This window comes from Bradyrhizobium lablabi (genome assembly GCF_018131005.1).
Lineage (GTDB): Bacteria > Pseudomonadota > Alphaproteobacteria > Rhizobiales > Xanthobacteraceae > Bradyrhizobium > Bradyrhizobium lablabi_D.
Map to the genome: position 1 here is coordinate 96,914 of NZ_JAFCJK010000013.1, position 24,680 is coordinate 121,593.

Below are 24,680 nucleotides of genomic sequence, written 5' to 3' on the forward strand. Positions count from 1 at the left end.
ACCCTCGAATGACCGACTCGTCCATCGTCACCCGCTTCGCCCCCTCGCCGACCGGGTTCCTCCATATCGGAGGTGCCCGCACCGCGCTATTCAACTGGCTGTACGCCAGGAAGCGCGGCGGCAAGATGCTGCTTAGAATCGAGGACACCGACCGCGAGCGCTCGACCAGGGAAGCCATCGATGCGATTCTGGACGGACTGAAGTGGCTCGAACTCGATTGGGACGGCGACGTCATCTACCAATATAGTCGCGCCGCCCGCCATCGCGAGGTCGCCGAGAGCCTGCTCGCGGCAGGACGGGCCTATCGCTGTTATGCGACACCCGAGGAGCTCGCCGCGATGCGCGAGAAGGCGCGCGCCGAGGGCCGGACCCGCCTCTATGACGGAATGTGGCGCGATCGCGATTCCGCCGCCGCGCCCGCCGGCATGAAACCGACCATCCGTCTCAAGGCGCCGCTGACCGGCGAGACCGTGATCGAGGATCAGGTTCAGGGCCGCGTGGTGTGGCAGAACGAGAACCTCGACGATCTCGTGCTGCTGCGCAGCGACGGCACCCCGACCTACATGCTCGCGGTCGTCGTCGACGATCACGATATGGGCGTCACCCATGTGATCCGCGGCGACGACCACCTGATCAACGCGGCGCGCCAAAAGCAGATCTACGAAGCGTTGGATTGGAACATTCCAAACATGTCTCACATCCCGCTGATCCACGGTCCCGACGGCTCGAAGCTATCGAAGCGCCATGGCGCGCTCGGCGTCGACGCCTATCGCGCCATGGGTTATCTGCCCGCCGCAATGCGCAACTACCTGGTACGGCTTGGCTGGAGCCATGGCGACCAGGAGATCTTCTCGACCGAGGAGATGATCGATGCCTTCGATCTGCCGGCGATCGGACGCTCGGCGGCGCGGTTCGATTTTGCCAAGCTCGAGAACCTCAACGGCCACTACATCCGCCACAGCGACGATCAATCCCTCGTGATCCAGTTCGAGAATGTGCTCGACTACGTCCCAGAGGGCGCGACGCTCAAGGCCAAGCTCAACGACACCACGCGCGCACAACTGCTGCGGGCGATGCCGAACCTGAAGGAGCGCGCCAAGACGCTGATCGAGCTGATCGGCGGCGCCTATTTCATCTTCGCCGACCGCCCGCTCGAACTCGACCCAAAGGCAGCCGCGCTGCTGACACCGGAAACGCGCGCGCTGATCGGCAGGCTGCGCACAGCGCTCGAAGCGGTGAATGACTGGAATGCGGAAACCACTGAAACCGCCATGCGGAATTTCGCCGAGCAGAACAATTTGAAGCTCGGTGCCGTCGCGCAGCCGCTGCGGGTAGCGTTGACAGGACGCACAACGTCGCCGGGCATTTTCGACGTTCTGGCCGTGCTGGGGCGTCAGGAATGCCTTGCCCGCCTCGCCGACCAGGCGACGCCATAATCGTGGACGACCCATCCCAGGGTCTACCTTGCAGCGCACATTGCAATCGGCTAGGCATCACCCAATGTCTTCTAGACACGCCGCCCCACCATGCGCCGGCAGCCGGCCAAGGTCGGTTTTCGCAACGAATTCATCGGGGATTTCACGATGGACGCAAAATCCAGCAGCAAGACAGCCACGCTCACCATCGGCAACAAGACGTATGATTTCCCGATCCTGAGCGGCACGATCGGACCAGACGTCATCGACATCGGCAAGCTCTACGGCCAGGCCGGGGTGTTCACCTACGATCCCGGCTTCACCTCGACCGGCAGCTGCCAGTCCAAGATCACCTACATCGACGGCGACGCCGGCGTCCTCGAGTATCGCGGCTACCCGATTGAGCAACTCGCCGAGCACGGCGACTTCCTGGAGACTTGTTACCTCCTGCTTTACGGGGAGCTTCCGACGCCGGCGCAGAAGAAGGACTTCGACTACCGAGTTACGCACCACACCATGGTGCATGAGCAGATGGCTCGCTTCTTCCAGGGGTTCCGCCGCGACGCCCATCCGATGGCGATCATGGTGGCGGCCGTCGGCGCGCTCGCCGCGTTCTATCACGACTCGACCGACATCAACGATCCGCAGCAGCGGATGATCGCCTCGATGCGGATGATCGCCAAGATCCCGACGCTGGCCGCGATGGCCTACAAGTACACGGTCGGCCAGCCCTTCATCTATCCGAAGAACTCGCTTTCCTTTGCCGCGAACTTCCTCAACATGTGCTTCGCCGTGCCTTGCGAGGACTACAAGATCAATCCGGTGCTTGCCGACGCGCTCGACAAGATCTTCATCCTGCATGCCGATCACGAGCAGAACGCCTCGACCTCAACGGTACGCATCGCCGGCTCATCTGGCGCCAATCCGTTCGCTTGCATCGCGGCCGGCATCGCCTGCCTGTGGGGCCCGGCGCATGGCGGCGCCAACGAGGCCGCACTTAATATGCTCTACGGCATCGGCAAGGTCGAAAACATTCCGGACTTCATCGCCAAGGTGAAAGATAAGAACAGCGAAGTACGCCTGATGGGCTTCGGCCATCGCGTCTACAAGAACTACGATCCGCGCGCCAAGATCATGCAAAAGATGTGTCACGCCGTGCTCAAGGAGACCGGTCACGGCGACGATCCGATGCTGAAAGTCGCAATGGAGCTGGAAAAGATCGCGCTCAACGACCCGTACTTTATCGAGCGTAAGCTGTACCCGAACGTCGACTTCTACTCGGGCATCACGCTGAAGGCGATGGGCTTCCCGGTCTCGATGTTCACCGTGCTGTTCGCGGTTGCCCGCTGCGTCGGCTGGATCAGCCAGTGGAGCGAGATGATCGAGGATCCGCAGCAGAAGATCGGCCGTCCGCGCCAGCTCTACACCGGCGTCGGCCGCCGCGACTACATTCAGATCGACAATCGCAAATAACAGGCGGACGCGGCCGACGAACCAACCGATCTCGCCCCAGGATCAGACATCTTTGGGCGAGATTTTTTGTGGCGCCTGCTCGATCTGGCTCACGCGGGAGGGAGCCCACATCCTGACAGGAAGCCGCGTGTGCGGAGATATGGCCTATCAGGTTGACGCCGATCCAGTTCCCGTCGTCCATTGCCATTGCGCCAGCTGCCGGAAGGCCCATGGGCCCACAAACGCGAATTGACTAACCGGAGCGCCGGCCGATGGTCGACAGCACGATGTCGGCAGCGCGGACACTCGGCGGCTGACTGCCGGTGGACATCTTCGCATCCAGTGTCGCGAACGCTTCGAGCTGCCGCCGCCGCTCGGGCGTATCCGCCAGCACCTTGCCGAGCGCCTGTGCGAGATTATCTGGCGTACAGCCCTCCTGCAGGAATTCCGGAATCACCTCCCCGCCGATCACGAGATTGGCGAGGATCACCGACTGCAACTTGACCGCCCGACGCAGAATGAAAGCCTCGATCGGCGCCATCCGATAGGCGGTCACCATGGGTACGCCGGCAAGCGCTAGCTCCAGCGTCACGGTGCCGGACTTGGCGAGCGCCGCGCGCGCGATCCGGAATGCGGCGCGCTTTTCGGCCTCGCCGAGCACGATCCGCGGTTGCACCGGCCAAGCCTTGACGCCCTCACGGACAGCCACCTCCAGATGCGGCATGGTCGGCAGAACCGGCTCGAAGGCTGCGCCATCCCTTTGCAGGCGACCAAGGGCGTCGCCGAACACCGTTATATGGTGCCGCACCTCGCTACGCCGGCTTCCTGGCAACACCAGCAGCACGGGCCGCGCCCCCTCACGCAGCTTGCGTTCGTCCTCGTTGGGTCGAAGCGTCCCGAGTTGCTCGGTGAGAGGATGGCCGACATAGCTGCAGGGTGGGCCGTGCAAGCGCTGATATGCCTCGGGCTCGAACGGCAGCAGCGCCAGCACGTGATCGATATAGCGCAGCATGGCGCGGGCGCGGCCCGGCCGCCAGGCCCAGACGGAGGGCGAAACGTAATCGACGATCGGTATTTGCGGGTTGCGCCGGCGGACGTTGCGTGCCACGCGATGGGTGAAGTCGGGACTGTCGATGATGACGAGCACGTCGGGTTTTGCATCGATGACCGCGTCCGCCGTCTCGCGGATCAGCCGCAGGATTTTCGGCAACTGCTTCACGACCGAAGCAAGGCCGATGATTGAGAGCTCCTCGATCGGAAACCGCGATGCGAGGCCCTCGTGCACCATGGCGCGGCCGCCGACGCCTTCGAAACGAACCGAGTCGCCCAGGCGCTGGCGCAAGACCTTCATCAGCTCGGCGCCGAGCTGGTCGCCTGATTCCTCGGTAGCGATCAGAAATATCTTCCGCTCCGTCGTGCCATTCGGAGGAAACATCGTCACGCGGGCAGGCCCTGGATGAACAGGCCGGCCCTGTCGGCCGCCTCGATCATGCCCTGCGAGTCGGCCGCGATCGTGTTGCCGGCGACCACCGCGATGCCGGCGAGCCCGGCCTTCGCCGCACTCTCGACCGTGCGCGGCCCGATGGTCGGCAGATCATAGCGCAGATCCTGCCCGCGCTTCGGGGCCTTGACCAGCACGCCGCGGCCGGCGGCGGCGCGGATCCGGCGGTCGGCGCGCAGCCGCGCGACGCGCGCAAGCAAGCCGTCGGTGCCTTCGATATCCTCGACTGCCACGACGTGCCGATCGATCACGACAGCGGCCTGGCCGATATCGAACGGACCAAGCGCCTCTAGCACGCCGCGTCCCCGCGCGATGTCGGCAAGCGCGCCGCCGTCGGGCATTGCGCGTGTGACGGTGCCCTCCGGCATCAGGAGATCGGGAGCAACGTCCTTGATTCCAATCAAGCGGAACCCCTGCTGCTCGAAGATGCGGCCGACGCTCGATAGCAAGTGATCGTCGCCGCCGCGAAATGCGCGCACGACCTGGCCCAGCACACGCAGCGTGCCCCAGTCTATCCGAATCTCCGAAAGCGCCGGACGGATCAGCGTGCCGATGAAGACCAGGTCGCGGCAGCCCTCTTCGCGGAACAGCCGCGTCGCACGCCCGGCCTGGCCGACTGAGATCCAGCGATGACGAAAGCGCTCTACGCGCGCAGGATCGCATGCGCCGCGCAACGCGAACAACACCGGCGTGATGCCGCGCGCGACCAGCGAGTCCGCCACCGCAAATGGCATCGCGCCGCCGCCGGCGATCACACCGACAGGTGAGGAGATCGAAGGCGCCGGTGACGTCATGCTGGGACCATCCCGCGCTCACCGTGTGTTGGCGGGAAGGCAGAGCGCGCGGTGCCTGCCGCCTTCGATGAAGGCGAGGATTTCCGCGATCGCGGGATCCTCGCCGGCAAGCGGCTGCACGGCGGTCAGACGCTCTGCGAAGACGCCGGGACCAAGGAACAACTTTTGATAGAACCCGCGCACCGTCGCGAGGCGCTGCCTGGTGAACTGGCGGCGCCTCATGCCCACGACGTTCAGACCTTCGAGGACGGCACGATGACCGTTAGCCAGCCCGAACGGGATCACGTCGCCCCGCACGCCGCAGACACCGCCGATCATGACCTGCGGGCCGATACGCGTGAACTGGTGTACCGCGGACAGGCCGCCGATATAGACAAAGTCGCCGATCTCGCAATGTCCCCCGAGAGTCGCGGAGGTGGCGAAGATCACGCTGTTGCCGACCGTGCAGTCATGACCGACATGGCTGTTGTTCATAAAGTAGCCGCGATCGCCCACACGGGTTATGCCGCCGCCTTTGACGGTGCCGACATTCATTGTGACGCCTTCGCGGATCATACAGCCGGAGCCAATTTCAAGGCGCGTCGGCTCGCCCCGATAGCTGAGGTCCTGCGGCGGCCCGCCAAGCGCCGCAAACGGCGAGATGACACAGCCCGCGCCAATTCTAGTATGGCCGATGATCGTGACATGGGCGATCAACTTGCAGTCGTCGCCGATCACGACGTCGGGGCCGATGACGCAGTACGGGCCGATCTGCGTGCCCGCGCCGATCACGGCGCCATCTGCAATCCGCGCAGTAGGATCGATTATGCTCATGGAGGAACGGTCCGGAATTCGTTAATGGCGCCGAGTGCGCTAAATCGTCGGGTTTTCCGGTGGTTAGCCCGACTTTGCCTGATCTGTCCAGTGACGTAGCAGATCATCCAAGTCTTTGAAATTGCTTGGCTCGGCGTATAGGCCGCAGGCCGATCAAAATACCGCCAGTTCCTCTGAATCAGAGCGGACCACAAAGAATGTAGGACGTCCCCTTAGGGCGAACTTGATCAGCTCGAGCGTCCGCCGACGCTTATGGCTGCGCCGCCTGGGAGAGGCCGCGGCCGTTCGATGCCGGGGCTACTGCTACGACAATCTGACGTGCGATAAGCGGTCGACGTGGAGGCAACGCGAGGTTGTGGTTGTCGCGAGACTTCAGTCAGAAATTCTTCCGGCGATGGAAACGATCAATCTCGCCGGTTCTGGCTTACAATGACCAACGCAATACCTGCGTCATTGCGCGCGATGTCGAAGGGTTACCGAATGAAGATACTCGCGCGACGGCCCGCCCTGTTGCGGCGGCGATATAGCCCTAGCCTTGCCCTTTGGCCCCCAGCATGACATACAAAAAGCTTAGATCTACGGGGGATATACGGCATGCAAGCTGCCAATCTGGCGATGCTCGCGCGCAGAGTGTTTGATCGGTTCGGACTCGATATTGCTCGTCAGGATGCTCCCTTTTTAGAGCCTGAGTTTCGCGAATATTCGGCCATTTGCGCCCCATACACGATGGTTTCGCGCGAACGGCTATATGCGCAGTTCCAGGCGGTCAAATACGTCTCTGAACACGCTATTGCCGGGGATATCGTCGAGTGTGGCGTATGGCGCGGCGGCGTATCCATGCTAGGGGCCCTGGCCCTGCTGGCGCGCGCCGACACCACGCGCCAAATTTGGCTCTATGATACCTTCGCCGGCATGGCCGAACCTGGCGCTGAAGACGTGTCCCCTTGGGACGGAAACAACGCAATGCGTCTATGGACGAAAAACCGAACGATGGAGCATAACGACTGGTGTTATGCCTCGATCGATGAAGTCAGGCGCAACTTGCTGTCGACCCGCTACCCGGAGGATAGGCTTACATTTGTCAAGGGCGACGTCGCCGAGACCCTGTACGAACAGGTTCCTGACAAGATCGCGGTGCTGCGGCTCGACACCGATTGGTACGCCTCGACGAAAATCGAGCTCGAAGTCCTGTTCCCGCGCCTTGCCAAGGGTGGCGTATTACTGGTGGATGATTATGGCGCATGGTCCGGCTGCAAGAAGGCTGTGGACGAATACATGGCCGCGCACAAGATTCCGCTAATGTTGCATCGGACCGATTACACGGGTCGCAGCGCAATCAAACTAACCGACTAGTTTCGCGAGCCCACGCCCTTACCAGCTAGAGCCCTTTTCGTTCCGATGGAATCGGAATGGGGCTCTAGATTCTTGTTTTGACGCGTTTTCTTCACGCGAACCGGTTTCCACTTCGCTCGAAAACGCTCTAGGGAAGGCGTGGCTTGGCCATGTTCGACGACCAGTACGCGGACCTGCCTCCAGGTAACTCCCGACGGCAATTTCAGGTGATGCTGCACGGAAGGTCATGGACTTTCCGTCACTGCCGACGATCGCTGGATGAATTTCCCTTCGTCGCATATCATAGACCGCCTGTTGCGATGAACGGATGCACCCAACCATGGTCCGGGCCGCCGCGCTTATCTTCAGCCTGCTAGCCGCACCGATCAGCCCGGAGAGGATTGCCGTCGGGAGCGGCAACGCCGTGGATCTGGCAACGTACGAATGCCGCGACATCGATCGCACCACCATCGTCCAGCGCGTCTGTTACGACTCCGCGCAACGCGCCCTGCTGGTCGCCGTCAGAGGCACCTACCAGCAGTATTGCGGCGTACCCATGGAGACGTTCGATGCGTTGATGCACGCGCCGTCCATGGGATTGTTCGTGAACCGTGTGCTGCGGATCGCGGGCGCGGACGGCCGGTACGCCTGTCGCACGTAGCCGCCGCTGCGCCTCAGTCAGTCAGCATCGCGCCGACATCCGCCTCGGCGACGATCTGCCCGTTGACCTTGGCGTCGCCGTGAAACCACCACATCGTCTTGCGGCGGCCGGTCCGGCGCATGTGGTACTCGATGGTGTCACCGGGCAGCACGGGCTTGCGGAATTTGCATTTGTCGATGGTGAGGAAATACACCGCGCGCGGCTTCTCGGTGCCCTCGACCGACTTGATGCCGATCACGCCTGCGGTCTGCGCCATCGCCTCGATCATCATCACGCCGGGATAGACCGGCCGTTCCGGGAAATGCCCGAGGAAGGGGGGCTCGTTGAAGGTCACGTTCTTGATGCCGATGCCGCTGTAGTCGGTACGGATGTTGATGACCCGGTCGATCAACAACATCGGATAGCGGTGCGGCAGCGTCTTCAGAATATCATTGATATCCACGAGTTCGAACTTGACCGGTGCCTCCTCCATCACTCCTGCCTCTCACCCTTCGCTTCGGCGGCATTGTCGCGCACCAAGCGCTCGACCGCGACGATCTCCCTGAACCACTGCTTGATCGGCTTGGCGATGTTCCCGCCCCAACGGCCGTTTGGCGGGATGTCGTCCTTGACCGCGCTCATCGCCGCGAGCTGGGCGCCATCCCCGATCGTGAGGTGGTTGTTGATGCCGGCTTTGGCGCCGAGCGAAACATTGTCCCCGATCGTCAGGCTGCCCGCGAGCCCGATCTGCGCGGCGAGCAAGCAGTGCCTACCGATAGTCACATTGTGGCCGATCTGGACCTGATTGTCGATTTTTGTGCCTTCGCCGATCACAGTGTCGCGCAGTGACCCGCGGTCGATGGTGGATCCTGCACCCACCTCGACATCGTTCTGGATCAGCACGCGGCCGGTCTGCGGCACCTTGATATGCCCTTCCCGTGCGAAGAAGATGAAACCGTAGCCGTCCTGCCCGATGTTGCAGCCGGGATGGATCAGCACATTGTCGCCGATCAGCGCGTACTGGATTGTCGTCTTGGCGCCGACATTGCAGTCCCGGCCGATCTTGACGTCGGCGCCGATCACGGCGCCCGCGCCAATCACGGTACCCGCGCCGATCTCGACACGCGGACCGATCACCACAAGCGGATCGACGATCACGCCGTCCTCAAGCTGCGCAGTAGGATCGATGATCGCGGACGGCGCGACGCCGTCGGTATCGAACCAGGACTGCGGCCGCAACGCATCGGCGTGCCACTCGCGGGCGACCTGGACGAAAGCATGGAACGGCTTGGCCGCCCGGAGCACGGCCACACCCATCGGCACCTGCGCTTCGAAGCGCTGGCTGACCAGGCACGCGCCGGCCCTGGTGGCCGCGAGCTGGTCGGAGTATTTGAGGTTGTCGAAGAAAGTGAGGTGCATCGGACCGGCCTCGTCGAGCGAAGCCAGCCCTCGGATCACCTGATCTCCCCTGGATGGGTCAACCAATTGCGCCTTCGTCAGCGCGGCGATCTCGGCCAGCGTCGACGAAGGAGGTCTCTTGAAGAATATCGGCTGCGCCATTCCACCCGTCACGGTCCGGAGAACGGACGCTCTTAGAACGTCGTTCCGCCGCCAAACCTGAACTCCTGCACGCGGTCGTACCTACCTTTGGTCAGGGGCACCGCATAGTCGAAGCGCAGCGGACCGAACGGCGACTGCCAGATCAGGCCGACACCGACCGAAGTGCGAACGACCTTGCTGTCATCAAATTGCAGTCCGAGGCAAGTTCCCGGGGAAGCCGGGTTCTGCGTGGGCGGGATACAGCCGGGCACGTTGACCTCCCCGGTTGCCGCCCACGACGTCGGACCCTTGTAGTCGTAGAGGCCGCCGGCGTCGGCATAGACCGCGCCCTTGAGGCCAACTTCCTTGGGCAGGAACCAGAACGGCATCTGCAGTTCCGCCGACAGGCCCCAGTACTTGGTGCCGCCGATCGCGTCCTGTGTGCCGTAGGGATTGATGTCACGCGGACCGATGCCATTCGGCGCAAAACCGCGGACCAGGTTCGGACCCATCTGGAAATGATCGAGCATGCGCAACTCGGTGTTTCCGAACTGGTTCAGTATACCGCCCTGGGCGTGGATCACGCCGACGATGTCGGAGACGATCGGGGTGTAATACTTCGCGTCCATCGCGGACTTGATGTAGCTGACGTCGCCGCCGACGCCGGCGAAGTCCTGCTTGAAATCGATTATGAGGCCGTCGGTCGGGTTCTTGTTGTTGTCGAGCGTGTTGTAATTCAACGAGTAGCCGAGCGCCGAGGTCAGCGTCTTGCCGCCCGCGAGTTCCTTGCGGACCGGCAGCGAAGCTTCGCCGTCATTGTAGCACCAGAGGCCCTGTCCACCCGTATCGGTGGCGGACTGGCCTCCTGCTGTTGCCGTGCCTCCGGCGGGAATTCCGTTCAGGTTCGCATAGGCCGGCGACGGATTGAACGCCAGCAAGCCGTTGAACGGGTTGTTGTTACAGTTGGCGAGCGTCGACGGCAGCGTGATTTCCTGCTGATAGATCGAGTAGCGCAACTGCAGCGACAGGTCTTCGCGGAGGCTGAAACCGAGCCGCGGGCTGAAACCCAGCGTATTGGTGCCGTACGAGATGAAGCTGTTGGAAAGCTGCTGGCGCTGATACAGGTCGAGCCCGAGCGCGATGCGGTAGTCGAGCAGATAAGGCTCGACAAACGACAGCGAATATCCGCGTGCATACTGGCCGTAGGTCACCGACGCCTTCGCGAACAGACCCCGCCCGAGCAGATTGCGCTCGGAGACACTGACTTCGGCGAGTGCACCGTCGCTCGTCGAATAGCCGCCCGAGACCGAGAAGTCGCCGGTCGATTTTTCCTCGAGGTCGACGATCAGGATGACGCGATCGCTTGAGGATCCCGGCTCGGTGACGATCTTGACGCTCTTGAAGAAGTCGAGGTTCTTCAACCGCCGCTCGGCGCGATCGACCAGCGCGCGGTTATAGGCGTCGCCTTCGGAGAGATCGAACTCGCGGCGAATCACGTAGTCACGCGTGCGGGTGTTGCCGCGGATATTGATGCGCTCAATATAAGTGCGAGGTCCCTCGTCCACGGCGAAGGTGATCGAGACTGTGTGATTCTCGAAATTGCGGTCGCCGCGCGGCCGCACCACCGCGAAGGCGTAGCCCCGCCGCGACGCCTCAATCTGCATTTCCTCGACCGACTTCTCCAGCGCCTCGGCGTTGTAGAGCGAGCCGACGTTGACGCGCGAGAACGAACTCAGCGAATTCGGGTCGAGGGTTGCGATCGTGGACTGATAGTTAACCGAGGCGACGCGGTACTGCTGGCCTTCCTCGATCTTGAACGTGACCAGAAAACCCTTCTTCTCGGGGTCATATTCGGTCAGCGCGGCCACAACCTGGACGTCGGCGTAGCCGTTCTTGAGATAAAAGCGGCGCAGCAGATCGCGGTCGGCCTCGACGCGGTCCGGATCGTAGACGTCGTTACCGCCGAGGAAGCTCAGGATGTTCGATTCGCGCGTCTTGATGACGTCGCGCAAGCGATAGGACGAATAGGCAACGTTGCCGACGAATTCAATCGAGCGGACGCCGGTCTTCACGCCTTCCGTGATTTCGAAAATCAGGTCGACCCGATTGTTCGGCTGCTCGATGATCTGCGGGTTTACCCGCACGTCGTAGCGGCCCGAACGGCGGTAGATCTCGGCGATACGCTGGGCATCCGACTGAACCATCGGGCGCGAAAAGGTGCCGCGGGGCTTGGACTGGATTTCCGACGTGAGCTGCTCGTCCTTGACCTTCTTGTTGCCCTCAAAGGCGATGCGGCCGATCACCGGATTCTCGACCACGACCACGACCAGTCGGCCACCCCGCTGATCGATGCGGACGTCCTGGAACAGGCCGGTCTCGATCAGCGCCTTCAGGCCGTCATCGATTTGAGCCTGGCTCAGCCGGCCGCCCGGGCCAGCACGGAAATAGGAGCGAATCGTCTCGACTTCGACACGCCGATTCCCCTCGACGACGATCGAATCGACGGTCTGCGCGACCGCCGGCACAGAGGTGGACACGGCCGCCAAGGTGGCAACCACCGGCACGGCGAACATGACCAAGGTGGCGAACAAGCCCCCCCTCACTCGCATTCCAAAAATCATGCGCTGCGCGCCCTTATTATTCCCCGCCGAACCATACCCCTCTACGGATCGACAGAATCCCAACCTCATTGACCAGCTTGTAGCCAATTTTGCCTTGTGGGCAAACGTTCTGCCGCCGGGCAATTCCATTTTCGGTCCAAGACGTTGCCTATCCGCAACGCCACAAAAAAGCCTCCTTCAGGACGCCGCCAAATGCAGAATGTCGTTGTAGGTCGCAAACACCATCAGCATCAGTACCAAACCCAGTCCGATTCGGTATCCCATCTCCTGTGCCCGCTCCGACAAGGGACGGCCCCGGACGGCTTCGACCGCGTAGAATAGAAGGTGGCCGCCATCCAGCAATGGAACCGGGAACAGGTTCAGAAGACCGATCGAGATTGAGAGTACCGCAGCTAGGTGAATCAAAGCTGCCACGCCGATGGTGGCAACCTGCCCCGAGATCTGCGCGATGCGTAGCGGTCCGCCGACCTGGTCGGCGGCCTCCCGACCCGTGAAGATGCCGCCGATATAGGCGAACGTCCGGTCAATCACGAACCAGGTCTCCTTGACCCCGAGCCAGAGCGCGGTCGCGGGATCCACCCGTTCCGTGACGGCGTCGCCAGGCGCGGTCGCCCGGGTGATCCCCAGTACACCAAGGCGGTGGGGATTGCCGAAGGGATCCTTCACCTCGCGCAATTCCGGCGTGCCGCGAAGCTGAACGGTCGAATCGCCGCGCTTAACCGTGAAAGTCAGGGTATCGCCGGCGTGAACGCTGACGACGCGCTGCATGTCGGAAAAGCTGCCGATCGGGCTGCCATCGATTGCGGTTACGACGTCCCCGATCTGGAACCCGGCAGCCGCAGCCGCGCTGTTGGCCTCGATCTTGTCGACACGAGCGGTGGTGCTCGGCTTGCCGAAGAAGGTGAACAGGCAGGTGAAGATCACGATCGCCAGGATGAAGTTCGCAATCGGACCCGCAGCGACGATAGCGGCACGCTGACCGACAGTCTTGTGATGGAAACTGCCCTTGCGCTCCTCCGCCGTCATCGCGGCGAGCGTCTCCACCGATGGCGTCGAAGCTTCGGAGTCGTCGCCGAAGAACCTTACGTAACCGCCGAGCGGGATCGCGGAGATCTTCCAGCGCGTACCTTGGCGGTCGTTGAAGCCGACGAGTTCCGGGCCAAAACCGAGCGAGAAGGTCAACACTTTTACACCGGCCCAGCGCGCGACCAGGAAGTGGCCGAGCTCGTGGAAGAAAACCACGATCGTCAGAACGAACAGGAAGGGTACGATGTAGCCGATCAGGCCATGGCTCAACGCATTGAAACTATGAAGAAAAAACTCGGGCATCGGATTTCCCTCGACATGAGCCAAAGGCTCCGCCCCCAACGGTCTAGGATGCCTTTAAGGCAATTTGAGGCAACAGGGCGGCAGCCGTATTTCGTGCTTTATGGTCAACGGAAATCGCATCATCCGCCGACCCCAGCGGTGCCAGATTCCCGGACCGAATCCAATCATTCATGGTCGCTTCGACGAGACGGGCGATCGCGCCGAACTTGATCTTGCCGGCGATGAAAGCGGCTACCGCCACTTCGTTGGCGGCGTTGTACACCGTGGTCGCGCCCTGCCCGGTCCGCAGCGCGTCGTAGGCGAGCCGCAGTCCCGGGAAGCGTTCGAAGTCAGGCGCTTCGAAGGTGAGTTGGCCGATCTTGGCCAGATCGAGCCTCGCCGACGGGCCGACAATGCGGTCGGGCCAGCCGAGACAGTGGGCGATCGGAATCCGCATGTCGGGAGCGCCGAGCTGCGCCATCACCGAACGGTCCGAGAACTCGACCATGCCGTGAATGATCGATTGCGGATGCACCAACACGTCGATCTCGTCGGGAGTGAGCGCGAACAGGTAAGAAGCCTCGATCACCTCGAGCCCCTTGTTCATCATCGATGCTGAATCGATGGTGATCTTCTGGCCCATGCTCCAGTTCGGATGTTTCAGCGCCTGTTCGAGCGTCGCCTGCTCGATGTCCGCGGCGGCCCAGGTGCGGAACGGCCCGCCTGAGGCGGTAATGATCACCCGCACCAGCTCCTCGCGGTTGCCGCAACCGAGCGCCTGGAACAGCGCATTATGTTCGGAGTCAGCCGGCAGGATGCAGGCGCCCGCCTGCGATGCGCGCTGCATGAAGAAATCGCCGGCGCAGACCAGGCACTCCTTGTTGGCGAGCGCGACGGATGCTCCACGATCGACTGCCGCAAGCGCAGGCTTCAGCCCGGCCGCGCCACTGACCGCCGCCATCACCCATTCCGCCGGGCGTGCGGCCGCCTCGATGATCGCGCTTTCACCCGCTCCGCATTCGATCCGCGCGCCTGCGAGCGCATCCTTCAACTCGGAGAGCCGAGCCGGATCCGCAACGGCGGCAAACCGCGCGCCGAATTCCTTCGCGAGCTTGGCAAGTCCCTGCGCGTTGCTGTTCGCGGTCAGCGCCTCGACGCGGTAGCGGTCGCGCGCACCGCGCAGCAGGTCCATAGTGCTGTCACCGATCGAGCCGGTGGCACCCAGGACGGTCACGGTCCGCACGTCGGCCGCCGCGGCCTTGCTATTACGCAATGGAACTGCGCTCATCTCTTCACCAAACCATAAGACCGCGTCCGACGCTATCGGCGCCGCCGCGAAGAAAGCCGAAAATTGCCGCCACAATGACGGCTGCGACAAATCCGTCCAGGCGGTCCAATAGCCCGCCATGGCCGGGAATGATGTGACTTGAATCCTTCACGCCGAACCGACGCTTCACCGCGGATTCGAAGAGATCGCCAAGCTGCGAAACCACCGACAGCAGCGCGCCGAGCAGCAACAGCGGTCCGGTTCTGCCAATATCGACGACAGCAAAGCCCGCGGCGACGAGCAGGCTCGCAACGAAGCCCCCGATGGCGCCGGCCCACGTCTTCTTCGGACTGACGCGCACCCACAACTTGGGTCCGCCGATGCCGCGGCCGGCGAAATAGCCGCCGATGTCGGTGACCCAGACGATGAGGAACACGAACATCAGCGCGGCAAAGCCCTTGGCCGCATCGAGCCGCACCAGCACCGAAGCGATTTCGGCGGCCGCCGCATAAAGTAGTCCCGCCGTCGCCCAACCCCGCCGCTCGCGTGAAATCAGCGCGAGCACAACCACGCCGATGGCGAGAACGACCAGCGCCGCATCGACGCGTCCGGCCATCAGGCAGAGGCCGGTGAGCAGAAGCGCGGCGGTGCCGGTTGTCACGGCGCGCTGCTCCCGCGCTAGACCTGCGATGATCAGCCATTCCACGAAGATGCCAATCACCGCCAGCGTCACGAGCGCGACCCAGGCGATGCCGCCGGCATAGGCCACGGCAATTGCGAGCGGCGCCATCACCAATGCGGCGACGACGCGCAACAGGAGATTGCGTGACCCTTGCTCGCTCGATGCCGCGGGCGCGGCGTCGTCCTCGGTCACGACCCGGTTTTCGCAGCAAGACCGCCGAAGCGGCGCTCGCGCCTGCCATATTCGGCAATCGCGCTTTCCAGCGCCGCCTTGTCGAAGTCCGGCCAGTGGATCGGCACGAACACGAGTTCGCTGTAGGCGGCCTGCCACATCAGGAAATTCGACAGGCGCTGCTCGCCGCTGGTGCGGATGATCAGATCGGGATCGGGAATATCGGGCGCATCAAGATATTGCCCCAGCGTATCAGCGTCGATGGAATCGGCGGTGCGCCTGCCTTCGGCCACCTCGCGGGCAAGCCGCCGCGCCGCGGAGGCGATTTCCGCCCGCGAGCCGTAATTGAACGCGACGACAAGGTTGAGCTTGGTGTTGTTACTGGTCAGTTCCTCGGCCTCGCTGAGCAGCGCGCAGATCTCGGGATCCAGGCCGTCGCGCTCGCCGATCACGCGCACTCTTACGCCGTCACGATGCAGCGTCGCCAGATCATTGCGGATGAAGCGGCGCAGCAAACCAAACAGATCGCCGATCTCGGTCGCGGGCCGCGACCAGTTCTCCGAGCTGAAGGAAAATATGGTCAGATAGAGCACGCCAAGTTCATGGGCCGCACGCACGACGCGGCGCAGTGCCTCGACGCCGCGGCGGTGCCCCTCCGCACGCGGCAGGCCCCGTGCGGCGGCCCAACGGCCGTTCCCGTCCATGATGATCGCCACATGCAACGGACCGCCCGATCGATCCGAGCCATCGGTTGCGGGGGCGGCGGCGTTCGGCATCAGTTCGTTCCCGTGGCGCCTTTCAAGCGAGGTGGTACCGGTTCGCACGAAAAAACGCGTCAAAACCAAAGCCGCCTCAGACCGTCAGGATTTCCTTTTCCTTGGCGGCGAGCAGCTGGTCGATTTCGGAGATCACTCCGTCAGTCGCCTTCTGAACCTCGGCGGACAAGCGCTCCTGATCGTCCTCGGAAATCTCGTGATTCTTCTCGAGCTTCTTGACGATATCGAGTCCGTCGCGGCGCACGTGTCGCACGGCGACCTTCGCAGCTTCGGTGTATTTGTGTGCGACCTTCACGAGCTCCTTGCGGCGCTCCTGGTTGAGCTCCGGAATGCGCAGGCGCAGCACCTGCCCCTCGGTCGCCGGCGACAGACCCAAATTGGAATCAACGATCGCCTTCTCGACGGCCTTTACCATCGACTTGTCCCAAACCTGCACAGAGAGGAGCCGCGGCTCGGGCACGCTGATGGTCGCGACCTGGTTGAGCGGCATGTGCGAGCCGTAAGCCTCGACCTGCACCGGCTCAAGCATCGACGCCGCGGCGCGGCCGGTCCGCAGACCGCCAAGTTCATGCTTGAGCGACTGCGCGGCGCCCTGCATGCGGCGTTTCAATTCGTTGATGTCAAAACCAGGCGTGGCCATGACGCTCTCCTTTCTCAAGAAACCGGTTGCCGACGCCGTCAGGCGTCCCATCAGCCAGCGACGACCGTACCGTGTCCGGCCCCGCGCAGAATCGCACCGATCGAACCAGGCTCCGCAATCGAGAATACGATGATAGGCAGCGACGTCTCGCGGGCAAGCGCGAAAGCAGTCGCATCCATGACCTTGTAGCCGCCCTCGATCGCCTGCGAATGCGTCAGCCGATCGAAACGCTTGGCCTTCGGGTCCTTTTTTGGATCGGCGCTGTAGACGCCGTCGACATTTGTGGCTTTCAGCACCGCCTGCGCGCCGATTTCCGCCGCGCGCAACACCGCGGTCGTATCGGTCGTAAAGAACGGATTGCCGGTTCCTCCGCCCAGCAGGATGATGCGTCCCTCGGCAAGATATTTGTGCGCTGCACTGCGGGTGAACAGCTCGGATATCTCCGGCATCACGAAGGCTGACAGCGTCCGCGCCGGCGTCCCCTTGCGCTCAATGGCAGCCTCCAGCGCGAGGCAGTTCATCATGGTGGCGAGCATGCCCATGGTGTCGCCGGTCGGCCGGGACACGCCGCGCGAGGACACTTCCACGCCGCGGACGATGTTGCCGCCGCCGATCACGACCGCAACCTCGATGCCGAGTTTGCGTGCCGCGATCAGATCATCGGCGATGCGGTCGACGGTTGGCTGATCGATACCGAAGGTCTGAGAACCGGCCAGATATTCGCCGGACAGCTTGACCACCACGCGACGATAGACCGGCTCAGCCATGATGCGATCGATTCCTTATCCCGCGCAGGCAAGCTTCCGGTGCGACTGCACCGGAAGCTGGATGTCAGCGGTTACTTCTTGCCGCTGGCAGCTGCGACTTCGGCGGCGAAATCGCTCTCCTGCTTCTCAATTCCTTCGCCGAGAGCATAGTTCACAAAGCCCGAGATCTTGATCGGGGCGCCAACCTTACCCTCAGCTTCCTTCACCGCCTGGGCAACGGACTTGCCGCTGTCATGGATAAAGGCCTGATCCAAAAGGCAGACCTCCTTGTAGTAGGTCTTCAGGCCGGAATCGACGATCTTTTCGATCACGTTCTCCGGTTTGCCCTGCTGGCGGTACTTGTCGGCCAGCACGTCCTTCTCGCGCTTCACGGTCTGCGGATCGAGGCCGCTCGGGTCGAGCGCCAGCGGCTTCGCCGCCGCCACGTGCATGGCAAGCTGGCGGCCGAGGGCCGCAAGCTCGTCGGCCTTGCCGGCGGACTCCAGCGCCACGATCACGCCGATCTTGCCCGCGCCGTCGATCACGGCGTTGTGGACATAGCTCGACACCACGCCCTCGTTCACCGCAAGCGAGGCGGCGCGACGCAGTGTCATGTTCTCACCAATCGTCGCGATCGCGTCCGATATCGCGGTCTCGACGGTAACGTCGCCGACCTTTGCGGCCTTGATCTTCTCGACGTCGGCGCCGTTATGCAGAGCGACCTGGGAGATCATCTTGACCAGGCCCTGAAACTGCTCGTTGCGTGCGACGAAGTCGGTCTCCGAATTGACCTCGACCACCACGCCCTTGGTGCCTGAAGTCAGTGCGCCGATCAGGCCTTCAGCTGCGACACGGCCGGCCTTCTTCGCAGCCTTGGAGAGACCCTTCTTGCGCAACCAATCCTGCGCGGCCTGCATGTCGCCGTTGTTTTCGGTCAACGCCGCTTTGCAATCCATCATGCCCGCGCCGGTCGACTCGCGGAGATCCTTGACCATCGCTGCTGTGATCGTTGCCATCGTTCAATGCCCTTCTTGCCTGTAGAGAAACCGCGGCGCCTGATGGCGCCGCCGGTCAGCGACAGGGAAATCGTTGTTCTTGGAATAGCAGTAGCGGCCGGACGCGACCGGCCGCGCCGCTTACCGTTATTCAGCTTCGGCGAGCGTCTTGGCCTGGGCAACCCAGGCGTCGGCGCGGCTCGGAAGACCGACTTCTTCGCCGATCTTGTGCGCGGTGTCGTGATTGAGCTCGGCAAGCTGCCAGTAGTGGAAGATGCCAAGGTCGTTGAGCTTCTTCTCGATCGCACCGGACACGCCGGTGAGTTTCTTGAGGTTGTCGGCGGTACCGCGGGGACCGGCCAGACCCTGGAAGCCGGAAGGCGCCGCCGATGGCACGTCTTCCTGCACCGGTTCGGCGGACGCGCCGATATCGATCCCGGATTCGCCCTGCGCACGCGAGATGCCGTCGATGGCCGCTCGGGCGACGAGATCGCAGTACAGCGAGATCGCGCGTCCGGCGTCGTCATTGCCCGGCACCACATAGGTGATGCCCTTGGGATCCGAATTGGTGTCGACGATCGCGGCAACGGGAATGTTGAGCCGCTGCGCCTCCTGGATCGCGATGTCTTCCTTGTTGGTGTCGATCACAAAGATCATGTCGGGCAGACCGCCCATGTCCTTGATGCCGCCCAGCGAACGGTCGAGCTTGTCGCGCTCGCGCTGCAGCGTCAGCCGCTCCTTCTTGGTGTAGGAGCTGGCCTCGCCGGACGACAGCACGTCGTCGAGATGACGCAGCCGCTTGATCGAGCCGGAAATCGTCTTCCAGTTGGTCAGCGTGCCACCGAGCCAGCGCGAGTTGACGAAGTACTGCGCCGAGCGCTTGGCGGCCTCGGCGACGCCGTCCTGCGCCTGCCGCTTGGTGCCGACGAACAGGATGCGGCCGCCCTTGGCGACCGTGTCGCTGACCGCCTGCAGCGCGCGGTGCATCATCGGCACGGTCTGCGCGAGATCGATGATGTGGATGTTGTTGCGGGCGCCGAAGATGAAGTCCGCCATCTTCGGGTTCCAGCGGTGGGACTGGTGGCCAAAGTGAACGCCAGCTTCCAAGAGCTGACGCATATTGAATTCGGGCAGCGCCATAGGTTTAGTTCTCCGGTTGGTTCCTCCGGAAACGTGTGAGCAAACGAGCCTTATTGGCCCGGTTGCCACCGGACGGCCTTTGAGAGCCATGTTTCCGTGTGAGATGGCGCGCTATATAGCGCGATTTCCGCCAGAAGCAAGGAAATAAGGCCGGTTTGGAAGCTCTCACCGCCCCCGTAATCGTTCTTAAGCGGGCCGGAAAATGCCCTTCTGTCGCCAATAGGCCCGCGTCGGACCTAAAAGGTCCGGATCGACCGTCGCGCTACGCCTATCACCAGGGTAATGCGCCGCGCTATTGGGCGAGTTTCAGTTCGGCGATCGTTATTCGCGCTGAATCTTCCTCCAGCGGGAAGAAGTCGAGCGGTCCAGGATTGCTGTTGTTCGAAGTGATTGCGGCGCCCACGAGCAGGCCGGCAACGCCACCCGCAACCGACATCCCGTTCAGGACCTTGGCGCGCTCGCTCGGCCTTGCGAGGAAGAAATAGGTGCGGCCGGATTGGGCGGAAATGTCGACTTGGCTTGTACCCGGGAACGTGGCCGCGGTCGCTGAAATTTGGTGCTGTCCGGGCGGACGGTCGACATAGACGTAGGTCCCGGTCTTGAGTTCTGCCATCGGTCCACCGTCAAGCCGGATGTCCCACCCCGGATCAGTAATGCCGGCGTATCCCTTCTCGCGAAGCACGACGATCCGCGACTTTCCCGAGCCGGGCGATCCAACCTTCTGCACCATCGCGGAGTAATCCAACCCATGTCGTTCGGTCTCGCATCCGCACAGCAGTACGGCCACGACCAACGCAAACACACCTCGCCAAAACATGACGCCCCAAAGCCCCCAATTTGCCCGGGACGAGCATAGTGACGAGTACAGCAAGGTTGCAATAGTGCTTACGATGCAGTCGCTTCGGGTCTTTACAGCGTCTGCACGTCGACCACGCCTGCGACCGCCTTGATCGCGCCGGCGATCTGCGGGGAGACCTTGTAGCGGCCGGGCAGCTTCATCTCGACCTCGGTTTCGAGGTCGAGCATCATCACCAGCGAAACATCGCCGTCGGCACCGCCGGCCGGCGTGGCCGCAGGGACCGGCTTCACGGCCGGCGCCTTTACCGCACTAGCCGCTGGGGGCTCGGACATGTTGAGCCGGCGCGCGATCGAGTCGAGTGGCCTGGTGTCGCGCACGAAGATGCGCAGGCCCCGCTGTGTCTTCGCCGCGGCGTGATCGAGCGGCTCGGCGTGCAGCACCCTCGCCCGCACGTCCTCGCCCTGCAGTTCGGCGCCAAGTTGCAGCAGCACGGCCGCGCCCGGCTCGAGCACGTCGCGGTATTGCGCGAGCCCCTCGGAGAACAGCACCGCCTCGAAATGGCCGGTCGGATCCGACAGGCCCATGATGCCCATCTTGTTGCCGGTCTTGGTGCGCCGCTCCATGCGCGACACCACCGTCGCCGCCACCTTGCCCGCGGTGGCGCCGGTTTTGACGGCGCGCGAAAACTCCGCCCATGTCTGCACGCGCAGCCGCCTCAAGGCGGTGGCATAGTCATCGAGCGGATGACCGGACAGGAAGAAGCCGATCGCATCATATTCGCGCCTGAGGCGGTCGGCCGGCAGCCAGGGCTCGACCTGCGGCAGCACGATTGTCGGGGCGTCGGCGGCGCCGCCGAACATGTCGTTCTGCCCCGAGGTTGCGGCCTCGTGGCTGCGCTGGCAGGCGGCCAGGACCGCATCTGCTCCGCCGAACACACGCGCGCGGTTGGGTTCGAGCGTGTCAAAGGCGCCCGCGGCCGCGAGGCTCTCGATGATGCGCTTGTTGATCGAGCGCGGGCTCACCCGCGCGGCGAAATCGGCGAGCGAGGTGAATGCGCCCTTCTTGCGCTCCTCCACGATCTGCTCGACGGCTTGCAGGCCGACGCCCTTCAGCGCGGCGAGCGCGTAGTAGATGGTCTTCTCGCCGACCTCGAAGGTCGCGCCGGACCTGTTGATGTTGGGCGCCTCGACCTTGATGCCGAGCCGCTGGGCCTCGGAGCGAAATTCGGACAGCTTGTCGGTGTTGTTGAGGTCGAGCGTCATCGACGCCGCGAGAAACTCCACCGGGTAATGCGCCTTCATGTAGGCGGTGTGGTACGACACCAGCGCATAGGCCGCCGCGTGGCTCTTGTTGAAGCCGTAGTCGGCGAACTTCGCGAGCAGCTCGAAGATCGTCTCCGCTTGCGCCTTCGGCACGCTGTTCTTCACCGCGCCAGCGACGAAGATCTCGCGCTGCTTCTCCATCTCGGCGCGGATCTTCTTGCCCATGGCGCGGCGGAGCAAGTCGGCCTGGCCGAGCGTATAGCCGGCCATCTGCTGCGCGATCTGCATCACCTGCTCCTGGTAGATGATGACGCCGAACGTCTCCTTGAGAATCGGCTCCAGAATCGGATGCAGGTATTCCGGCTCCTCGTCGCCGTGCTTGCGCGCGCAGTACGTCGGGATGTTCGCCATCGGACCCGGACGATACAGCGCAACCAGCGCGATGATGTCCTCGAAGCGGTCGGGCCGCATGTCGATCAGCGCACGGCGCATGCCCTGACTTTCCACCTGGAACACGCCGACCACGTCTCCGCGCGCCAGCATCTGGTAGCTCGCCGCGTCATCGATCGCGAGCGTCGCGAGATCGACATGGACGTTGCGCTGCCTTAGCAATTTCACCGCGACGTCGAGCACGGTCAGCGTCTTCAGCCCCAGGAAGTCGAACTTCACGAGGCCCGCGGGCTCGACCCACTTCATGTTGAACTGCGTGACCGGCATGTCCGATTTCGGATCGCGGTAGAGCGGCACCAACTCGCTGAGGGGGCGGTCGCCGATCACGATGCCGGCGGCGTGGGTCGAGGCATGCCGGGTCAGGCCTTCGAGACGCTGCGCGATATCGAAGGCGCGCGCCACCACGGGATCCTCGTCGCGGAACGCCTGCAGCTTCGGCTCGCCCTCGATCGCCTGCGCCAACGTCACGGGCGCGGCGGGATTCTGCGGCACCAGCTTTGTCAGCTTGTCGACTTGCCCGTAAGGCATCTGCAGCACGCGGCCGACGTCGCGCAGCACGCCGCGCGCCTGCAACGTACCGAAGGTGATGATCTGCGCCACCTGGTCGCGGCCGTAGCGATCCTGCACGTACTGAATCACTTCGCCGCGGCGATCCTGACAGAAGTCGATGTCGAAGTCCGGCATCGACACGCGCTCCGGATTGAGGAAGCGCTCGAACAGCAGGCCAAAGCGGATCGGATCGAGGTCGGTGATGGTCAGCGCGTAGGCGACCAGTGAACCCGCGCCCGAGCCGCGGCCCGGGCCGACCGGAATGTCGTGGGACTTGGCCCATTTGATGAAGTCGGAGACGATCAGGAAGTAGCCCGCATAGTTCATGCGGTTGATGACGTCGATTTCGAAAGCGAGACGCTTCTGATAGTCCTCTTCGGTGTTGCCCGGCGACAGGCCGTGGACCCTGATGCGCCGCGCGAGCCCCTCTTCGGCCTGCCGCTTCAGCTCGCCCGCTTCCTCCGCCGCGGCATCGGAGCCTGAGCCGGCGCCGACAGTGAAGCGCGGCAGGATCGGCTTTTGCGTCTTTGGGCGGAACGAGCAGCGCTCGGCGATCTCGATGGTCGAAGCGAGGGCCTCCGGAATGTCGGCGAACAACACCGCCATTTCCGCACGCGTCTTGAAGCGGTGATCCGGCGTGAGCTGCTCACGGCCGGTCTCGGCAACCAAGTGACCGCCGGCGATGCACAAAAGCGCATCGTGCGATTCGTAATCGTCGCTGGTCGCAAAATACGGCTCGTTGGTTGCGACCAGCGGCAGGCCCTTGCCGTAGGCGAGATCGATCAGCCCGCCCTCGGTGCGACGCTCTGTCTCTACGCCGTGACGCTGCAGTTCGACATAGAGGCGGTCTCCGAACACGCTCGCCAGGCGATCGCACCGCGTGGCCGCCAGTGCCGCCTGATCGGCGCCAAGCGCCAGCGCGATCGGCCCGTCGGGCCCGCCGGTCAGCGCAATCAAGTCCTCGGCATCGTCGGTGAGCCAGTCGAACTTGATGTGCGGCGTCTGGTTGACGGGCGTTTCCAGGAACGCCCGCGAATTCAGCCGCATCAGGCTGCGGTAGCCACGCTCCCGCGCCGCCAGCAGCACGATCCGTGCCGGTCCCGCCGCCAGCACGCTCCGCGTGCTGGGATCAACGTCGCCGAATTCCACCGCGAGCTCGCAGCCGACGATCGGCTGGATGCCGTAGCCCGCCATCTTGTCTGAGAATTCCAGCGCACCGAACATGTTGTCGGTGTCTGTGAGCGCCAGCGCTGGCTGGCGGTCAGCTTTTGCAAGTTCGCCGAGCTTGGCGATCTTGATCGAGCCTTTCAGCAGCGAATAGGCCGAATGGACATGAAGGTGAACGAATCCGGCATTCGACATGGCCGCTCAAAGGATCCTTGCTTCAGGGACGGAGCGAACGCCGGCCCTGAAAGCACCGATGCCTCAGGCCCGACTCGCCTCGCGATGGTGGGGCCGGAGGCGCGCAGAGTCCACGCGCAACGCAGCATCGCCGTCACTCCTCCGGATTTTCCCCAAGGGCGGACTATGCCCCTGCCTCCGCCGGAACATTTCAGAACTGGGTGATCAATTGGGCCCAAACCGCGATCATGCCGACGAACAGCGTGATCGACGCCAGAGCCGCCGCTTCCTCCACGAAAATCTTCAACATGGCCGCCTCCCGGACTGGAACGTATGGAGAACATTGTTCTCTTTTCGTTCCGAGAGTCAAGCAGACCCACCAGCCAACCCGCGCAATGGTTAACCGGCGGGCCAACGAAAAAAAGCCCCGGGCCTGAGGCCCGGGGC

At 63.2% G+C, this 24,680-nt stretch carries 20 protein-coding genes; 4 read left to right on the forward strand and 16 right to left on the reverse strand.

Annotation, left to right across the window (positions count from 1 at the left end; genetic code table 11):
* Nucleotides 1-8 precede the first annotated feature (8 nt).
* Together gltX and gltA are read left to right on the forward strand one after the other, a co-directional pair.
* Nucleotides 9-1,436, forward strand: coding sequence for a glutamate--tRNA ligase (gene gltX / locus JQ553_RS30210; protein WP_212503710.1), 1,428 nt, complete (start codon nt 9-11; stop codon nt 1,434-1,436).
* A gap of 147 nt (nt 1,437-1,583) precedes the next feature.
* Nucleotides 1,584-2,888 carry a citrate synthase gene (gene gltA, locus JQ553_RS30215; RefSeq protein WP_212503711.1) on the forward strand — a complete coding sequence of 435 codons (1,305 nt, stop codon included), beginning with the start codon at nt 1,584-1,586 and terminating at the stop codon, nt 2,886-2,888.
* A gap of 232 nt (nt 2,889-3,120) precedes the next feature.
* Here the strand turns inward: gltA and lpxB are convergent, their stop codons facing one another.
* From lpxB to lpxA, 3 genes are read right to left on the reverse strand one after another with little or no spacing between them, the layout of a single operon-like run.
* Nucleotides 3,121-4,302: a lipid-A-disaccharide synthase gene (gene lpxB / locus JQ553_RS30220; protein WP_212503794.1), complete on the reverse strand. Its 1,182-nt coding sequence runs from the start codon at nt 4,300-4,302 to the stop codon at nt 3,121-3,123.
* 2 nt (nt 4,303-4,304) lie between these two features.
* The gene (locus JQ553_RS30225) at nt 4,305-5,162 is read right to left on the reverse strand and encodes an LpxI family protein (RefSeq protein WP_212503712.1); all 858 of its coding nucleotides are present in this window, start codon (nt 5,160-5,162) and stop codon (nt 4,305-4,307) included.
* 18 nt (nt 5,163-5,180) lie between these two features.
* Entirely contained in the window at nt 5,181-5,975 is a 795-nt protein-coding gene (gene lpxA, locus JQ553_RS30230) for an acyl-ACP--UDP-N-acetylglucosamine O-acyltransferase (protein WP_212503713.1), read from the reverse strand.
* 594 nt (nt 5,976-6,569) lie between these two features.
* On the opposite strand from lpxA, the gene JQ553_RS30235 reads away from it, so the two are divergent.
* Nucleotides 6,570-7,328 carry a TylF/MycF/NovP-related O-methyltransferase gene (locus JQ553_RS30235; RefSeq protein ID WP_212503714.1) on the forward strand — a complete coding sequence of 253 codons (759 nt, stop codon included), beginning with the start codon at nt 6,570-6,572 and terminating at the stop codon, nt 7,326-7,328.
* Nucleotides 7,329-7,647: 319 nt separating this feature from the next.
* On the forward strand, nt 7,648-7,968 hold the full coding sequence (locus JQ553_RS30240) for a KTSC domain-containing protein (protein ID WP_212503715.1): 321 nt from the start codon (nt 7,648-7,650) through the stop codon (nt 7,966-7,968).
* Nucleotides 7,969-7,981: 13 nt separating this feature from the next.
* On the opposite strand, the gene fabZ is transcribed toward JQ553_RS30240, so the two are convergent.
* The 13 genes from fabZ to dnaE form a co-directional block, all read right to left on the reverse strand.
* The gene (fabZ, locus tag JQ553_RS30245) at nt 7,982-8,440 is read right to left on the reverse strand and encodes a 3-hydroxyacyl-ACP dehydratase FabZ (RefSeq protein WP_212503716.1); all 459 of its coding nucleotides are present in this window, start codon (nt 8,438-8,440) and stop codon (nt 7,982-7,984) included.
* On the reverse strand, nt 8,440-9,507 hold the full coding sequence (lpxD, locus tag JQ553_RS30250; protein ID WP_212503717.1) for a UDP-3-O-(3-hydroxymyristoyl)glucosamine N-acyltransferase: 1,068 nt from the start codon (nt 9,505-9,507) through the stop codon (nt 8,440-8,442). The genes fabZ and lpxD overlap by 1 nt, the downstream gene beginning before the upstream one ends.
* Nucleotides 9,508-9,539: 32 nt before the next feature.
* Nucleotides 9,540-12,107: an outer membrane protein assembly factor BamA gene (bamA, locus tag JQ553_RS30255; RefSeq protein ID WP_212503718.1), complete on the reverse strand. Its 2,568-nt coding sequence runs from the start codon at nt 12,105-12,107 to the stop codon at nt 9,540-9,542.
* Nucleotides 12,108-12,284: 177 nt separating this feature from the next.
* Nucleotides 12,285-13,436 carry an RIP metalloprotease RseP gene (gene rseP / locus JQ553_RS30260; RefSeq protein WP_212503719.1) on the reverse strand — a complete coding sequence of 384 codons (1,152 nt, stop codon included), beginning with the start codon at nt 13,434-13,436 and terminating at the stop codon, nt 12,285-12,287.
* A 43-nt stretch (nt 13,437-13,479) separates the two neighbouring features.
* Entirely contained in the window at nt 13,480-14,703 is a 1,224-nt protein-coding gene (gene dxr / locus JQ553_RS30265; RefSeq protein ID WP_212503720.1) for a 1-deoxy-D-xylulose-5-phosphate reductoisomerase, read from the reverse strand.
* Nucleotides 14,704-14,707: 4 nt separating this feature from the next.
* Entirely contained in the window at nt 14,708-15,556 is an 849-nt protein-coding gene (locus JQ553_RS30270) for a phosphatidate cytidylyltransferase (protein WP_212503721.1), read from the reverse strand.
* Nucleotides 15,553-16,311 carry an isoprenyl transferase gene (locus JQ553_RS30275; RefSeq protein ID WP_212503722.1) on the reverse strand — a complete coding sequence of 253 codons (759 nt, stop codon included), beginning with the start codon at nt 16,309-16,311 and terminating at the stop codon, nt 15,553-15,555. The genes JQ553_RS30270 and JQ553_RS30275 overlap by 4 nt, the downstream gene beginning before the upstream one ends.
* 76 nt (nt 16,312-16,387) lie before the next feature.
* Entirely contained in the window at nt 16,388-16,951 is a 564-nt protein-coding gene (gene frr / locus JQ553_RS30280; protein ID WP_212503723.1) for a ribosome recycling factor, read from the reverse strand.
* 50 nt (nt 16,952-17,001) lie between these two features.
* Nucleotides 17,002-17,718: a UMP kinase gene (gene pyrH, locus JQ553_RS30285; RefSeq protein ID WP_212503724.1), complete on the reverse strand. Its 717-nt coding sequence runs from the start codon at nt 17,716-17,718 to the stop codon at nt 17,002-17,004.
* Between the two features lie 71 nt (nt 17,719-17,789).
* Nucleotides 17,790-18,713: a translation elongation factor Ts gene (gene tsf, locus JQ553_RS30290; protein ID WP_212503725.1), complete on the reverse strand. Its 924-nt coding sequence runs from the start codon at nt 18,711-18,713 to the stop codon at nt 17,790-17,792.
* Between the two features lie 126 nt (nt 18,714-18,839).
* Nucleotides 18,840-19,832 carry a 30S ribosomal protein S2 gene (locus JQ553_RS30295; protein ID WP_212503726.1) on the reverse strand — a complete coding sequence of 331 codons (993 nt, stop codon included), beginning with the start codon at nt 19,830-19,832 and terminating at the stop codon, nt 18,840-18,842.
* 292 nt (nt 19,833-20,124) lie between these two features.
* Entirely contained in the window at nt 20,125-20,562 is a 438-nt protein-coding gene (locus JQ553_RS30300) for a DUF2846 domain-containing protein (RefSeq protein WP_249144695.1), read from the reverse strand.
* Nucleotides 20,563-20,741: 179 nt separating this feature from the next.
* Nucleotides 20,742-24,254, reverse strand: coding sequence for a DNA polymerase III subunit alpha (gene dnaE / locus JQ553_RS30305; protein ID WP_212503728.1), 3,513 nt, complete (start codon nt 24,252-24,254; stop codon nt 20,742-20,744).
* Between the last annotated feature and the right edge of the window lie 426 nt (nt 24,255-24,680).

What these genes read in the sequence shown, in the direction of transcription:
- rseP (WP_212503719.1), bottom strand. Translation starts at nt 13,436, where the DNA reads ATGCCCGAGTTTTTTCTTCATAGTTTCAATGCGTTGAGCCATGGCCTG.
- JQ553_RS30275 (WP_212503722.1), bottom strand. Translation starts at nt 16,311, where the DNA reads ATGCCGAACGCCGCCGCCCCCGCAACCGATGGCTCGGATCGATCGGGC.
- lpxA (WP_212503713.1), bottom strand. Translation starts at nt 5,975, where the DNA reads ATGAGCATAATCGATCCTACTGCGCGGATTGCAGATGGCGCCGTGATC.
- lpxB (WP_212503794.1), bottom strand. Translation starts at nt 4,302, where the DNA reads ATGTTTCCTCCGAATGGCACGACGGAGCGGAAGATATTTCTGATCGCT.
- dxr (WP_212503720.1), bottom strand. Translation starts at nt 14,703, where the DNA reads ATGAGCGCAGTTCCATTGCGTAATAGCAAGGCCGCGGCGGCCGACGTG.
- frr (WP_212503723.1), bottom strand. Translation starts at nt 16,951, where the DNA reads ATGGCCACGCCTGGTTTTGACATCAACGAATTGAAACGCCGCATGCAG.
- JQ553_RS30300 (WP_249144695.1), bottom strand. Translation starts at nt 20,562, where the DNA reads ATGGTGCAGAAGGTTGGATCGCCCGGCTCGGGAAAGTCGCGGATCGTC.
- dnaE (WP_212503728.1), bottom strand. Translation starts at nt 24,254, where the DNA reads ATGTCGAATGCCGGATTCGTTCACCTTCATGTCCATTCGGCCTATTCG.
- bamA (WP_212503718.1), bottom strand. Translation starts at nt 12,107, where the DNA reads ATGATTTTTGGAATGCGAGTGAGGGGGGGCTTGTTCGCCACCTTGGTC.
- fabZ (WP_212503716.1), bottom strand. Translation starts at nt 8,440, where the DNA reads ATGGAGGAGGCACCGGTCAAGTTCGAACTCGTGGATATCAATGATATT.
- gltX (WP_212503710.1), top strand. Translation starts at nt 9, where the DNA reads ATGACCGACTCGTCCATCGTCACCCGCTTCGCCCCCTCGCCGACCGGG.
- JQ553_RS30225 (WP_212503712.1), bottom strand. Translation starts at nt 5,162, where the DNA reads ATGACGTCACCGGCGCCTTCGATCTCCTCACCTGTCGGTGTGATCGCC.
- gltA (WP_212503711.1), top strand. Translation starts at nt 1,584, where the DNA reads ATGGACGCAAAATCCAGCAGCAAGACAGCCACGCTCACCATCGGCAAC.
- JQ553_RS30240 (WP_212503715.1), top strand. Translation starts at nt 7,648, where the DNA reads ATGGTCCGGGCCGCCGCGCTTATCTTCAGCCTGCTAGCCGCACCGATC.
- JQ553_RS30235 (WP_212503714.1), top strand. Translation starts at nt 6,570, where the DNA reads ATGCAAGCTGCCAATCTGGCGATGCTCGCGCGCAGAGTGTTTGATCGG.
- JQ553_RS30295 (WP_212503726.1), bottom strand. Translation starts at nt 19,832, where the DNA reads ATGGCGCTGCCCGAATTCAATATGCGTCAGCTCTTGGAAGCTGGCGTT.
- lpxD (WP_212503717.1), bottom strand. Translation starts at nt 9,507, where the DNA reads ATGGCGCAGCCGATATTCTTCAAGAGACCTCCTTCGTCGACGCTGGCC.
- tsf (WP_212503725.1), bottom strand. Translation starts at nt 18,713, where the DNA reads ATGGCAACGATCACAGCAGCGATGGTCAAGGATCTCCGCGAGTCGACC.
- pyrH (WP_212503724.1), bottom strand. Translation starts at nt 17,718, where the DNA reads ATGGCTGAGCCGGTCTATCGTCGCGTGGTGGTCAAGCTGTCCGGCGAA.